General features: G+C 62.6%; 7 protein-coding genes. 4 read left to right on the top strand and 3 right to left on the bottom strand.

What is annotated here, in order from left to right; all coding sequences use genetic code 11:
- Positions 1 to 523: 523 nt before the first annotated feature.
- From A6D6_RS07290 to A6D6_RS07275, 4 genes are all read left to right on the top strand, one after another.
- Positions 524 to 3,130 carry an intermembrane phospholipid transport YdbH family protein gene (locus tag A6D6_RS07290; protein WP_159660350.1) on the top strand — a complete coding sequence of 869 codons (2,607 nt, stop codon included), beginning with the start codon at positions 524 to 526 and terminating at the stop codon, positions 3,128 to 3,130.
- A complete protein-coding gene (locus tag A6D6_RS07285; protein WP_133493222.1) occupies positions 3,127 to 3,327 on the top strand; it encodes a YnbE family lipoprotein in 201 nt (66 codons plus the stop codon). The genes A6D6_RS07290 and A6D6_RS07285 overlap by 4 nt, the downstream gene beginning before the upstream one ends.
- Positions 3,328 to 3,362: 35 nt before the next feature.
- Complete coding sequence (locus A6D6_RS07280; RefSeq protein WP_236564019.1) at positions 3,363 to 3,689, top strand: YdbL family probable chaperone protein; 327 nt, start codon at positions 3,363 to 3,365, stop codon at positions 3,687 to 3,689.
- 218 nt (positions 3,690 to 3,907) lie between these two features.
- Positions 3,908 to 5,008 carry an OmpA family protein gene (locus tag A6D6_RS07275; RefSeq protein WP_159660349.1) on the top strand — a complete coding sequence of 367 codons (1,101 nt, stop codon included), beginning with the start codon at positions 3,908 to 3,910 and terminating at the stop codon, positions 5,006 to 5,008.
- A gap of 315 nt (positions 5,009 to 5,323) precedes the next feature.
- On the opposite strand, the gene recD is transcribed toward A6D6_RS07275, so the two are convergent.
- The 3 genes from recD to recC are packed head-to-tail and all read right to left on the bottom strand — an operon-like array spanning position 5,324 to position 14,215.
- A complete protein-coding gene (gene recD, locus A6D6_RS07270) occupies positions 5,324 to 7,234 on the bottom strand; it encodes an exodeoxyribonuclease V subunit alpha (protein WP_159660348.1) in 1,911 nt (636 codons plus the stop codon).
- On the bottom strand, positions 7,224 to 10,835 hold the full coding sequence (recB, locus tag A6D6_RS07265) for an exodeoxyribonuclease V subunit beta (protein WP_159660347.1): 3,612 nt from the start codon (positions 10,833 to 10,835) through the stop codon (positions 7,224 to 7,226). The genes recD and recB overlap by 11 nt, the downstream gene beginning before the upstream one ends.
- Positions 10,832 to 14,215, bottom strand: a complete 3,384-nt coding sequence (recC, locus tag A6D6_RS07260; RefSeq protein ID WP_159660346.1) for an exodeoxyribonuclease V subunit gamma — start codon at positions 14,213 to 14,215, stop codon at positions 10,832 to 10,834. Before recC ends, recB begins: the two co-directional genes overlap by 4 nt.
- Between the last annotated feature and the right edge of the window lie 16 nt (positions 14,216 to 14,231).

Below are 14,231 nucleotides of genomic sequence, written 5' to 3'. Positions count from 1 at the left end.
TCGAAGACCTCCATTCAGAGGGGGCTACAGCACCGCTGTGGGAAGCGGCCCGGGCGGCGCTCCGCTTGGCCGCGAAGGCCCTGGACCGGGGCCGCTTCCCACAGCGGCTTCGTGGCGGACCTGTGGGAGGCCAGTTTGCTGGCGAATTCCGGCCCTCTGGTGTTGGGGTATTCGCTTGCCAGCAAGCTTCCCACGGCGGCTTCGTGGCAGATCTGCGGGAGACCCGCTTGCTGGCGAATTCCGGCCCTCTGGTGTTGGGATATTCGCTTGCCAGCAAGCTTCCCACAGCGGCTTCGTGGCATGATCTGTGGGAGACCCGCTTGCTGGCGAACATAGCGGCTTGCTAGCCCCTTCCGTTACAGACCCGTGCCCATGATTGAAGCGCCGTGGCCCGCTAAACCGCGATGAACCTTTTTTCGTGCCCGCCGTCCACGGCACTTTTACCACGGTTTGACCTCTATATTTCCTGACAAGGACGCGCCATGCTTGGCGTGGATTAGGTTCGTTTCCGACAAGGACATTCATGGCAGCTTGGTCGCGGCGTCGCATCGGGGTGGTGGCAACACTGGTGGTTCTGGTGTTGTTGCTGCTGTTGCCGTTCGTGATCGCCTGGAGTCTGGGCTGGCGCTGGCAGGGCGTTGGCTGGCGTCAGGGGTTGGTCATCACCGCGCTGTGGCAACAACAAGGCGAATGCCGCCCCTTATCGCTGCGGGGATTACGTCTTTCCTCGCTGCGGCCCATCACGGTCACCGCGGACAGCGTGTCGATTCGCCAATGTGATTCCGATGCCGCTTCCGAGCCACTTTCCGAATTACCCGATCTGCCGGCGTTACACGTCAAAGTGTGGGCGCTGCAGTGGCGGGACTATCCGCCGTTATCTCTTGATCTGACGCAGAAAAGGGGGCACTGGCAAGGGCGGGCCGGGTTCCGCAATGGCGAAGTGTTCGGTGATTACCGGCAGGACAGTGGTGCCTGGCAGGTGCATGGACAAATCCCGGTGTCGGATCTGGACAGTCGCGCCATCGGTGTGGTGGAACTTGGTGGCTCAGGACAATGGCTTCCCGAACAGCCGGTCCGGGCCGAATTGGCGCTGACCGGCAGCGAGCTGGGTATGGCCGGTGAGGACTATCGAGCCAATCTGAATGCCACGGTCATCGTGGAGCAACCTCACTGGCGGGTGTCACTGACGCTGTCCGAGCCGCTGGCGCTACCGGCGGGATGGCGGTTATTGCCGGGGGAAGGGCTGACCGCCAGCGGGACTTTCGATGGCTTGATCAAACAGGCCAAGGGGCGGCTGGAGGCTCGGGGACCGCAAGGGCAAGCGCTGCTGACCCTGGCCAGTGACGATCAGAGGCTGGGAACAGGCGAGGGGCGTTTGACACTGTCCGAAGGCCTGGATGGCACGGTCGATTTTCAGTGGCAGGAAACGCAACTGCTGGTGGCACCGTTCGAGCTGACTCTGCCGGAACAGACGCGATTGAATTTGCGGGAATCGGTGACGGTGCCGTTGGCCGCTGATGGAGAAGTAGCACTGCCACTGTCCGCGCAGTACCAGGGCGCCACTCTGACCTCCAGCAACAGCCTGTTGCTGTGGAAGCCGGAAGGCGTGCATTGGCAAGGGGCGATGTCCCTGGCGGGGCAGTGGCAAGGGTATCGTCTGAGCGGTGGCTGGCGCGGCCGGGCGGGCGTGGATGGCGTCAGCGGAGAGCCGCTTAAGGTACGGCTCGAAAACGCGGATCTGAGCGTGGAGGCCACGGCGCCGGTGACGGAATTGAAGCCACCATACTGGCCGGTGCAGGCGTCACTCAAGGGACGTTATCAGCGTCTGCCGTTCCAGGCCAGGATGAGCGGGCGCAGGGATGACCACGGAGGTTGGGCCGGCAGCCTGGATGCCGATGTGGACGCGGCTGATTACCTGGACCAGGGTGGCATGGCGCACCTTGATGGGCGCTGGCAGTGGCGCGATGGTGTGCTCACCCTGGCCAGAGGCGCGGCGATTTCCGTGGCGCAGGCGGTGCGGGGCAAGACGCTGTTGAAGCCGTTGTCGTTGAGCGCGCGGACGCCGCTTCGTTATCAGGATGGCGGTGTTCATGGGCAACTGGCTCTGCGGGGAGAGGGGCTGGCGGCGGAACGTTGGGAATTGCCGGTGCTCACCGGCACGGTGGATCTGAACGGCCAGCGCGCCCGGGCGGAGTTGGCGGTGAAGGATTGGGAAGCATCGCTGGCGGTCAGTGCCCGCCCCTTTGGCGGCGGTTATGCCGGGGAGCTGTCGTTGGCTTCGGCGTTGCGGCCGGAACTGAGTCGGGGGCTTGGCTTCACCTTGCAATCCGGGCAGTTGGTGGCGGACGGCGATTGGCTTTGGGACCAGGTGGTTTCTTTCGGGGTTAAAGCCAACGTTTCCGACGCGGACATGGATTGGGGCAGCGTCCTGGCCCGTGGACTGAACGCGCGACTGGCGCTGGACTGGCAAGATGGCAAGGCTGATCTGAGAACGCGAGAACCGATTTCACTGGCGTCGGTGGACGTGGGGGCCCCGATCACCAATATCCATCTGAGCGGCCAATCGGATCTGGACGTTTGGCGTTTCAGCGATATCCGAGCCGAAGTGCTCGGTGGTGAAGTGCTGGCGCCGCAGCTGCAGTGGCCGTCGGATCAGTGGCAGACGGTGGTAGTGACGGGTATTGACCTCAACCAGGTGGCGGCGTTGCAGAATGAGCCGGCGGTATCGTTGTCCGGTACGGTGGGCGGCTATCTGCCGCTGCGTTTGTCGCGCAACAGCGTGGCGGTGCGGGGCGGGCGCTTGTCCAACGAAGGCCCTTTGTCCCTGGAAGTTCCAATGACCTCGGCGGTCCAGGCCATGGCGCAATCCAATCAGGCGGTGGGGCTGGCACTGGATTCGTTGAATCCGCTGCTGATCAGTCGCTTTTTTGCACAACTGGATATGGAAGACAGTGGTTGGCTGGATGCCGCGGTCACCATCGAGGGCATCAATCCGCAACAAAATCGGCTGCCGGTGGTCTTTAACTACACGCACAAGGAAAATGTCAGGGACCTGTTGCGCAGCTTACGCATCGGTGATCAGATCACCGATGAGATCATGAAACGGACGCCGGTGGAGAGTGCACAATGAAAATCAATCGGGGAGGGCGGAGCCTGTTACTGACGGTACTGGTGTTGCCGTTGATGGCTTGTACGCCCCGGGTGGCACTGGAAGCGCCCAAGGAACCGATCACCATCAACCTGAATGTGAAGATTGATCATGAGATCCGGTTGAAGGTGGAGAAAGATATCGATGCGTTGTTCGAACAGAACGGCGATCTGTTTTAACGCTTGCCGGGAAGAGTGTGTTAAGGAGGCAGGGAATGATGAAGATAATCAAAATCGCGCTTATGGTGGCGGCGCTGACAATGGCGGGGAGCGCCTTTGCGCTGGAACTGGACCAGGCCAAAACCCAGGGGCTGGTGGGTGAGCAGCCCAATGGCTATCTGGGCGTGGTGAAGGCAACACCGGAAGCGGTTCAACTGGCCTCGGAGGTCAACGAAAAACGGCGACAGGCCTACGAACGCATTGCGCGCCAGAACGGTATCACCCTGGAGCAGGTGGCGAATCTGGCCGGTCAGAAGGCGATCGAGAAAACCTCTGGAGGGGAATACATCAAAACGCCGGACGGACAGTGGATAAAAAAATAATTCCTAGGTCATTCGGATGAGCTTTCAGTTTTTTGCTGGTAAAAAATGACCTTCTCCACGGAAGGTCATTTAAAACCGAACGCTTAGGGAATGTTAGATGAGGTAAAAAAAGTTCCCCTATTCCACAATATTTACGTTTATCTATCCTCAGAAGACGCTGGCGGCTCTACATTGGTCCCATTGTGGATCGAATCGATTTGTACCGATAGGAGCTTGCCATGAAAGAAAAATTGCTCGCAGCGGCGTTCGTCTCACCGATGATGATTGCCGCCCCTGCATTCGCCGAGAACGTGCCGGATACATACGGTTACATCGGCGCCAACGCCAGCCATTATTTCTTTTACGACAATGAAGCCTTCGGTGAAGATGTCGATGGCGGCGAAGACAACTGGTTCTATGGTGGTCAGCTTGGCTGGCGCTTCAATCCCAACTGGTCCATCCAGGCCTGGTACGAGGAATCCGATGGTGATGTGGAAAGCGATTACGATTCCGGCGCCCGCTGGGATGTGCAAAGCTATTTCGCCAGCCTGCGTTACCACATGAACGGCACCAGCTTCCTGGGTTTTGAACCCTATGCCGGTTTCAACATGGGCGACCTGGTATTGGAAAGCCTTAACGATAACGCCACCGGCGATAAAGGCGACAAGCAACATGCCTTCATGACTGGTGTGGAAGTCGGTATCCAACGCGCCTTTGCCGATCGTATCCTGCTGGATCTGGGGACCCGTCAGGCCTACGCGGCGGATCGGGATTTCTGGACCGGCCAGGTCTACGCCGCGGTGAACGTTCTGTTCGGTGTGAGCACTGCTCACGCAGCACCGGAACCGGAGCCGGAACCGGTGATTGGCGACCAGGATGGCGACGGTGTGCCGGATGATCGTGATGCCTGTCCGGATACCCCGGCCGGTGCCGTGGTGGATGAGCGTGGTTGCCAGAAGTACGGCATGGTCAGTGATCAAAGCATGAACGTGATCTACTTCGGCTTTGATAAAGCGGACATCGGCGCCCAGTTCAATGACGAAGTGCGCCAGGCCGCGGATAACCTGAACAAAGGCGAAAGCGGTTCCATCCGCGTGGAAGGCCACGCCGACAGCACCGGTCCGGAAAACTATAACCAGGGCCTGTCCGAGCGTCGTGCCCAGGCGGTGAAAGATCGTTTGATCCGGGACTTCCAGGTGGATTCTTCCAAGATCACCACCAAGGGTTTCGGTGAAACCCGTCCAGCGGAGTCCAACGACACCCGCGAAGGCCGGGCGAAGAACCGCCGCGCGGAGATCTTCGTCGACACCGAGCAGGCTGAACCGCAGTTCAAGGAATAACGGTTCGCGGTGACGAACCGGGACAGTTCTTGCTGTCCACGATAAAACGACAAAGCCCCGGCCAACCGGTCGGGGCTTTGTCGTTCTGTAAGTCCGGCTTGATATGGATCAAGAAGGAAGGCGATGTGGCTCGCCTTCCTGGCCGTGCGTGCTAGGGTATGGATATTCCCCCCTAGGAGCACCGAACCATGTTTAGCGGTCTGACACTGGATCAGTTGATTATCGCGTTCGCGATCTTCCTTTGTAGCGTCGCTACCATCGCCTTCATTGTGTTTCTATTCAGCACCAGGAACCGCCGTCACCGGCGATAAGCCGCTATCCGCCTCGGTTCAGCCGCTGCCATAGTCCCGAGGCCCGCCAGGTACGCCGTGCAACCGCGTGATTGAGCACAGTGCCCGGGCCGCACTCCAGCAGGGTGAAGGTTTCCCGCGCCCGGGTCACTGCGGTGTAGACCAATTCCCGGGTCAGCAGAGGATGCGGTCGGTCCGGCAGGATCAGCAGGGTATGACGGAATTCCGAGCCCTGGGATTTGTGCACGGTCATCGCGTAGACCGTTTCCACGTCGCCCAGCCGGCTCGGCAATACCCACTTGATGCGGCCATCAGGCAACGGGAACGCTACTCTCAGCCCGTCCGGGTGGGCCAGGGTCAGGCCAACATCACCGTTCATCAGACCAAGCTGATAATCGTTGTGGGTCAGCATCACCGGCCGCCCCGGATACCATTCGTGCTCGTCCGCGAGACCTTGCCGGTGCAGTTGCCGGGTCAATTGCTGATTCAGTTCCGTGACACCAAAAGGTCCGCCGCGCAGACCGCTCAGAAGCTGCCGCTCGGTCAGCCGGGCGAGCAACTGGGTGGCCCAAGGGTCCAGATCGTCACGGTCCGGCGTATTGGCAGCTTCCAGCAGCAGCGCTTCCAAGCCTGGATGAGCCTCGGTGCCGTCGATCAGGAAACGGTGCAGATAGTGAGGATCACGGCGCAGGTCCAGCCGTTGCAGTTGATCCGCGTGGTGTTGAAAGGCTCTGGTGACACTCCGGTTATCACCTTGATTCACCGCCTGGGCCAATGCGCCGATGCCGGGACTGTCACGGAAGCGCCAGTTGCGCCTCAGCATGGCGGTCTGCTGTGCCAATGGGCCACCGCCGTCGCGCCAGGCGGTCAGGTCGATGCCGCAGTTTTGTTGAATGAAATCCACCGTGGCGTCGTCGTAGCCGCCCTGATCGGCATCACGGCAAAGGTCGCCGAGAACCGCGCCGGCCTCCACGCTGGCCAATTGGTCCTTGTCGCCAAGCAGCACCAGCCGGGTATGGGGATCCAACGCGTCGAGCAGGTTGGCCATCATTTCCATGTCGATCATGCTGGCTTCGTCCACCACCACCAGATCCGCGTGCAGCGGATTGTGGCGGTGATGGCGAAAGCGACGGCTGTCAGGACGGGTGCCGAGCAGTCGGTGCAGGGTGCTGACCTCGGTGGGAATGGCCGCGCGCACGGCTTCCGCCAGTGGCAGCCGCGCCACCTGATCACCAATGGACTGGGTCAGCCGGGTGGCGGCCTTGCCGGTGGGGGCGGCCAGACGAATACGCAGCGCGCGGCCCTGTTCCAATGCCAGGCTTTGCAGCAACCCCAGCAGACGCACCACGGTGGTGGTCTTGCCGGTGCCGGGTCCGCCGGTAATCACGGTCAAGCGGGCACGGGTGGCCAGAGCGCAGGCCACCTGCTGCCAGTCCACCTCGTCATCGCCGTTAGTGAACAGCTTTGCCAGAGTGGTCCCCGCAGTGGTGGCGGTTTCCTGCCGCAGTCTTGCCAGCAACAAGTCAGCGACCTGGACCTCCTGGATCCAGTTGCGATGCAGGTAGAGACGGGAGCCGTCCAGCACCAAGGGCTGACCGGAGCCTTCGCCGACCAGCTCACTGGCCTGCATCAGTGCATGCCATTGTTGCGGGTCCGGCGGCAGTAAGGGCGCCAGACTGTCCGGCATGCCCGCCGGCCATAGCCGCTGGCTCAACTCCGGCTCGTCCAGGTCCAGACACAGGTGCCCCGCCGCCAGCTGCGCGCTGGTGAGCGCGGCGATCGTCAATACCGCTGGATCGGTGGTGGGAGCCTGCTGATAGAGAAAGCGGGCCACGGCCACGTCCAGATCACGCAGTTGACCCTGATCGCGCAACTGTTCCAGGGCGCTTTGCCAGTCGACGGCGGCGAACAGATCACCTTGTCCATCATTGCGCATGAGCGTCTCCTTGGAACAGCCGGTCCAGAGCCTCCACCAGAGCGGTTGGCGCGGCGCTGAACACGGTGCCGGCGGAGGGCGCGCCGAGACCGCGTAGAAAGACGTAAACGGCGCCCCCCAGATGGGTGTCCGGATGATAGTCGTCACCGAGACGGCTGCGCAGTAAACGGTGCAGTGCCAGCAGATACAGTGCGTACTGCACTTCGTAACGATGCTCCAGCAACGCCTCGATCAAAGCGTCGCCGCCATAGGCGTCGTCGTCCGGGCCGAGCCAGTTGGATTTATAGTCCAGCACGTAATAGCGGCCCTGGTGCTCGAACACCAGATCCATGAAACCTTTGAGCATGCCGTTCAGGGTATCGGCTTCCAGACGCGGCCGTGGCCGTCCGGGATAGAGATGTTCGCGGATCAGCGCATCCAGCCGTGTCACTGGCACCTGTTCGGCGGGGAACAGAAATTCCATTTCCGCCACGGGCCGGTCCAGGTCCGCCAAGCGTATTCGATCCTGTTGGAGCGGCAAGGCGGTGGTCAGTGTCCGTCGCCACCACTGCTTCAGAATGGCGTCGTGTTCCTGCCAGTGGCGGGCTTCCAGTTGCTGGCTGACTCTTGTGTCCATTTCTTCCGGGGCGTCCAGACAGGCTTGAAAACCCTGATTGGCGGCGTGCTCCAGTAAATCATGCAGCAGCGTGCCGGGCAGGGCACCGCGGGGAAACGCGTGCACCCCGGTGGTGACGGTGTCCACGGTGACTTCCGGTTCGGCTTCCGCCAATTGATCGGCGCGGGCGTCGGCGGGAGCGAGCGGTTCCTCCACTTGCCGCAGGGCACTGTAGCTGGCGATCCACCAGGGCGTGCGCGGACGTTCGGGAAAGGCCGTCCGCGGGCGCAGGCGGGACGTCGTATTGGCCGGCTGATAGATCTCGTCATTGCCTGGCGGCGCGGGTATGACCGTGATGGCGTCGTTGCTCAAAGGCCCCAGTTCGGCCAGCAGCCGGTCGTTGGCCACGCCCTGGGGGCCGAACAACAGCCGGCCAATGGCGCTGCGCGGCAACTGGTTTTGCTGGGCCCGGCCTTTGGCGTAGGGCGCCAGACCCAGAGTACAGGAGTGGCAGGCCCGGGTCAGCGCCACGTAGAGCAAACGCATGTCCTCGGCCAGACGCTCGTGATCGGCGAGACGCTCGATGTCGTCATCCGGCTCCAGCGAGACCACCAGATGGGCGTCGTCCTGTCCCTTGCGGTGATAACGCAGCGGCGGTTTGCTTTTTTCCGCCGCCCGGAAACTGCAAATGAAAGGGAGGTAGACCAGCGGATATTCCAGGCCTTTGGATTTGTGAATGGTAATCACCTTAACCCGGTCGTCGTCGCTTTCCAGGCGCAGGATACTGTCGTTGTTGTTGCCTCGCTGATCGTTGACGGCGTCTTCCAGATAGCGGATCAGAGCCTGCTCGCCGTCCAACTGGGTGGCGGCCTGTTGCAGCAGCTCGGCGAGGTGCAAGAGGTTGGTGAAGGCACGCTCTCCGTCGAGGCTGCGCTGCAGTCGCGCCGGCACCGAGAAGTCCATGAGCAGGCCCCGGAACATCGGCAGCACGCCCTGTTGCCGCCACTGTTCGCGATAACCGTGGAAGCGGTTGACCATGGCTTCCCAGCGCACCTCGTCCTGGTTGATCCGGTCCAACTCCCGGTAGGCCAGCGACAAGGTGCCGGAGGCCAGGGCACTGCGCACGCGCACATCGGATTCCGGACTGGCGCAGGCGCGCAGGATCAGCAAAAGGTCCTGGGCTTCCGGTTGCGTGAACACGGAGTCCTGGTCGGACAGGTAAACGCTGCGCACGCCCCGGGCGAGCAGGGCGTCGCGGATGGCTCTGGCCTCGGTACGATCGCGCACCAGCACGGCAACATCACGGGGGCGCAAGGGCGTGAAGCGCTGGTCCTGGCGGAAACCGGTGACGCCCTGTTCGGCGCCGTTGAGCAAGTGGGCGATCTCGGTAGCGCAACGGGCCGCCTGATTTTCCCGATAAACACCGGAGGAGATGGCTTTGTCACTGTCCTCGACCCAGAGCGTGACGCCGGATTTCGTTTCGCCGTCCACCAGCAGCGTATCCTTGCGTCCCCGGGCCTCCACCGCCTCGAAGGGAATGGCGTTGTCCATCATGAAGACATCGCCGTGGGCGTCCTGGCTGTATTCGAACAAGCGATTCACCGCCGCCACCATCGGCGTCGCTGAACGGAAGTTCCGGCCCAGGGTATAGTGATGGCCCTCGGTGGCGCGACGGGCCTGCAGGTAGGTGAACACGTCGGCGCCGCGGAAGGCGTAGATCGCCTGCTTGGGATCGCCGATCATGAACCAGCCGGTGTCATCCCGATGCTGATACAACGCTGAAAAAATGCCGTACTGGGTGGGGTCGGTGTCCTGGAATTCGTCGATCAGCGCCACCGGGAACTGATCGCGAATCACTTGGGCCAGCCGGGCCCCGTTGTCGCCATGCAGGGCGCCATGGAGGCGGCTCAGCATATCGTCAAAGCCCATGGTGGCGGTTTGCCGGCGCATCCGGTCCACCCGTTTGCCGATCCAGGCGGCGGCGTGGGCAAGCAGGTCGGTGCGCGGCAGCGCTGCCTGTTCCCGTTGCGCCAATACTTGATCCAATTGATCACAGAAGGCGAAGCCGGGACGATGTTCCTCGCCTTTTTTTGTCAGCTTCATGCCCGTTGTGGAGAAGCGTGCCAGAGTGTCGTAGTTCTTGTCGTTCAGCACTTCACCGGCGGCGTAGCGTTCCAGAAGCAGCAGCATGCCCGGCAGGCTGTTGGCGCGGTAACTGTTGCCATTGAGCCATTTGTTGTCGCGGGCGTTGTGCACCCATTCGACCAGCGCCGGCAGCTCCATGCCAAGGGTTTCGCGGGCGTGCTGCTCCAGCTCCGCTTGCGGGCCGGTATCATCGAGCCAGCGTTGCACGCTGTCTGGCAGAGTGTCCGGGTCGGTGCCACTGAGCCCCAGCAGCGGCCGGCATTGCGCCAGCAGAGCTTCCGGGTGGCCCAGCTTGTTGGCCTGCAGCACGTTGGCGGCGCTTACCGGAAAGCGAGCAATGACATTGCGCCAGTAGTCGCAGGCGGCGAGCTGCTGTTCGTCGCTGGCGTCCTCCTGCAGTTCCAGGCTGAACAGACTGCCGGAATCGAACGCGTGCTGTTTGAGCATGCGATTGCAGAAACCGTGAATGGTGTAGATGGCGGCTTCATCCATCCACTGGGCGGCGGCGTTCAGCCGTTGCGCGCAATGGTGGCGCTGCTCGTCGTCGGCGTAGTCGTCCAGCAAACCCTGCAGAATGACATCGGGCTTATGGGCCTGGGGATCGGCGAATACCCGTGCCGCTTCCGCCAACCGATCACGGATGCGCTCCCGCAATTCCTCGGTGGCGGCTTCGGTGAAGGTCACTACCAGGATTTCCGGTGGCAGCAAGGGCTCGCGGAACGCGGCCTGGTCGCCGTGTCCCAGCACCAGTCGCAGATACAGGGCCGCCAGGGTGAAGGTCTTACCGGTGCCGGCGCTGGCTTCGATCAGTCGGGTGCCGTGCAAAGGGAACGTCAACGGCAGAGGGCGTGGCGGGCTCATGCAATTCGCCCTCCCTGTTCGGTCCATTGAGCTTGCTGATAAAGCGGCGCATAGAGCTGCCCGGTCCAGTAGCAAAAGGCCGGTTGATCGTCATGCCGGACCGCCATCAGGGTGTCAAAATCCGGCCAGGCGCGGGCGATGGCGGGCTCCCGGAACTGCTCGCCTTCGCTGTTGAAACCGGGCTCGAAGACCTTGCGGGCCTCGGCCTCGGCTCTGTCTTTTTCCTCGCCGGCCAGCCAGGCGAAGGCGGTGGCGCAGGCAATGGGGAGCGGTTCGCACAGCGCCTGTTGCCAGGCCCGGCCAATGGCGTTGAGCTGCTCCTGCGCGGTGGCCGGGTCAACAGGCGCGAGGCTGTAGAGGCCGTCCTGCCCTTGAATCCGCGTGGTCAGGGCATGGCCGCCAGCGCAGGCGGCAAGGTGGATCACCCAGTCAGTGGTGAGTTTTTCCAGGGCGCCTTCCAGGCGACTGGTTTTCAGTACCAGACGCTGTGGCTGACCGGACTCGCCGCGCAGATCCACCAGCCAGTCCTCCAGTGGCAGGCCATCGGCGTCGAGCTGAATTTCCTGCTGCGGGCGCAGGGCACCGCTTTGTGCCAGTAGCCGAAAGTACTGCTGCAGAGGGCGTTGTAACGGCATCAGCAGGGTGGCGCGGCTGCCCTCGGTGAAGGGCGCCAACGGCAAGGCGCCGCTGCCGGCCAGGCGTTCCAGAGTGGAGCGCATGGCCTCGCCGGCCAGATCCGGCCCGGCGCGCAGCGCTTCGTTCAACAACTGGTCCTGCAACTGCCAGCGCTCCAGCCCGTGCATACTGAATGGTTCGGTATCGTCGAGACTATGGCTGTCCTGCCGGAGCAGGGCTTTCAATCTTTGTTCGAAAAAATGCGCCACCGGCTGCTTGAGAAAACGCCCGAGCGCCGCGCAACTGATCGGTTCGTTGTTCTCCAGCGGGGGCAGCGGCAAGGGATTGTTTTCCCACGTGGTTTCTTCGTCGGCGTGCAGCGGGCGCCATTCGTCGGCGTAGGTGGTCAGGTTGTCATCGGCATCAAAGTAACGGCGACTGAAAGGTTGCAGCGGATGCTGCACGGTCAGGACGGCGGCCACATCATCGTCGACGCTGTGCCAGCGCTGATTGAGATAGTCGCGCAGTTGCGCCACCAGCACGGAAGGCGGCCGCTCGCTGTTGTCACGGACATTACGGCCGGTCCAACTGATGTACAGGCCGTCGCGGGCACTGAGCAGGGCCTCCAGAAACAGATAGCGGTCATCGTCGCGGCGCGAGCGGTCGCCGGGGCGGTAGCGGCCCCATTGCCGCATCAGGTCGAAGTCCATTGGTTGTTGCTGGCGGGGATAGTCGCCGTCCTTCATGCCCAGCAGGCAGACGTGCCGGAAGGGAATGGCCCGCATCGGCATCAGCGTACAGAAATTGATGCGCCCGGCCATGAAGCGCTGTGACAGACTCTCGGCGTTAAGCGCATCCAGCAGCGGCCGGCGCGCCACGGTCAGCGGCAGGGCGCCGGCGAAGTCGGCCTCCTCACAGGCCGCCCGCCAATCGCTGAGAGCGTCCCGTAGTCCGGCTTCCAGGGCCTGATCCTCGGCGCTGTCCGGCTCGAACAGATCGTCCAGCAGGGCACTGAAACGGGCTTGCCATTGCTGAACATCGGTGGGTTCGCGCACTGCCCGCCAATGTTGTTGCAAGGTGTCCAGCAGGCGTGCCAGCCGCCCGGCCAGTTCCGCGCCCAGGCCGGCGACTTCGTCCAGGGGCTCGATGCCACGCCAGGCCGGGGCGTCACCGAGCAAATAACCAGCCAGCATCCGTTTCAGACCAAACGCCCAGCTGTTCTGTTCGAAACCGGGAACATCCAGGCTGCGCCGCTGCTCCGCGTCCAGTCCCCAGCGGATGCGGGCCTGCTCGATCCATTGCGTCAACTGCGGCAGAGCGCTTTCTTCAATGCCGAAGCGACGGCGTACCGCCGGCACATCGAGCAGATCGAGAATATCGGAGGCGGTGAAGCGCCATTGCGGCAGATGCAGCACCGTCTCCACCGCCTGGGCCAGAGGCGAGGCGGCGCCGGCACTGCGGTCGCTGAGCGTGTAGGGCAGGTAGCGGGGGTCGCTGGTGTCCAGACGGCCGAACACGGCATCGATGTGCGGGGCGTAGGCCTCGATGTCCGGCACCATGACGATGACATCGCGCGGCTTCAAGTCCGGGTCGTCGGCAAACCGCTCCAGCAGCGCGTCCTGAAGAATCTCCACTTCCCGTTGAGCACTGTGGGCGATGCGGAATTGCAGTGAGTGATCCGGGCGCAGGGCCGGGCGCAGCTCGCGTTCAGGCAACGGTTCCAGTTCGAGAATGTCATGCTGCAACTGTTGCAGCAGCGTCTCCGGTTCGCTGTCTTCGAACAAATCGATTTGATTGTGGAAGGCGGCGCGGTAGCTGTCCGGGTCGTCGTGATCGTACAGCAAGCCGATAAAGTCCCGGCCCTGCTTGCCCCAGGCGGCAAGCAAAGGATTGATGCGATTTTCCGGCAGAGCGCTCAGGTGCCGTTTGCGATGATCCAATTGCCGGCGCAGCAGATGCCGGTCCTCGACGATGTCCGCCCAGTAATGGCGGCAGGGATTCTGTACCAGCATCAGGATCTGACAGTGAGCACTCAAAGCGGCGAGCGCTTCCAGACCCTGTTGCGGCAAGGCGCTGATGCCAAAAATCACCAGCCGGCGCGGCAGTCCCGGAGGGCTCTGCCCCTGCCTAAGGGCGGAGACAAAGGCGCTGTGGATGGCACTGCGGCTGAGAGCGGTTTGCGTCTCGTCCATATCCGCCAGGACCGCCCGCCACAGATGCGCTTGCCAGCGCTGGCTCTCCGGGAAGTCGTCGAACAGCGCCTGTTCATCGGAACGCCGCAGCCGGTCTTCCCCCTGTTCCCAATCCGCCAACCAGTCCGCCCGGTAGACTTGATAGGCGTCGTACAGATCGGCCAGCCGTTCCGCCAATTGGTGGCGTTTTCGGCCGTCGGCGTCGTCGGCGAGAAAATGGCGCAGGGGGCCGAAGCGATCATCGTCCAGCAGCATCGGCAGCAGCCGATAGAGCCGCCACAGCAGCCGTGACTTGTCGAACGGTGAAGTGCGCGGCACCCGCTCTTCGCCGAGCACGGTGCGGTAGGCATTCCAAAGAAAGCGGGCGGGCATTTGGAAGCGGGTGCCGGCGGCTATTCCCAGGGCATCGGGCTCGGCCAGCTTGAGCTTGAGCCATTGCGCCATGCCGTTGGATTGCACCAGCACCGTTTCCGTTTCCAGCGGCATTAGCGGATAGCGCTCCAGCCACTCTATAAGCAGGTCGGTAAGTGTCTCCAGACGGTTGCTGTGCAGCACCATCAGGCCGTTTTGCATGCCAGGTTCCCAGGAC

Origin of the sequence: Alcanivorax xiamenensis (assembly GCF_009846745.1) — a bacterium.
GTDB lineage: Bacteria > Pseudomonadota > Gammaproteobacteria > Pseudomonadales > Alcanivoracaceae > Alloalcanivorax > Alloalcanivorax xiamenensis.
This window is presented reverse-complemented; position numbering and strand designations above follow the sequence as displayed.

Bases quoted from the DNA above. Each gene is read 5' to 3' on its own strand.
- A6D6_RS07290 (WP_159660350.1), top strand. From the start codon at position 524: ATGGCAGCTTGGTCGCGGCGTCGCATCGGGGTGGTGGCAACACTGGTG.
- A6D6_RS07285 (WP_133493222.1), top strand. From the start codon at position 3,127: ATGAAAATCAATCGGGGAGGGCGGAGCCTGTTACTGACGGTACTGGTG.
- A6D6_RS07280 (WP_236564019.1), top strand. From the start codon at position 3,363: ATGATGAAGATAATCAAAATCGCGCTTATGGTGGCGGCGCTGACAATG.
- A6D6_RS07275 (WP_159660349.1), top strand. From the start codon at position 3,908: ATGAAAGAAAAATTGCTCGCAGCGGCGTTCGTCTCACCGATGATGATT.
- recD (WP_159660348.1), bottom strand. From the start codon at position 7,234: ATGCGCAATGATGGACAAGGTGATCTGTTCGCCGCCGTCGACTGGCAA.
- recB (WP_159660347.1), bottom strand. From the start codon at position 10,835: ATGAGCCCGCCACGCCCTCTGCCGTTGACGTTCCCTTTGCACGGCACC.
- recC (WP_159660346.1), bottom strand. From the start codon at position 14,215: ATGCAAAACGGCCTGATGGTGCTGCACAGCAACCGTCTGGAGACACTT.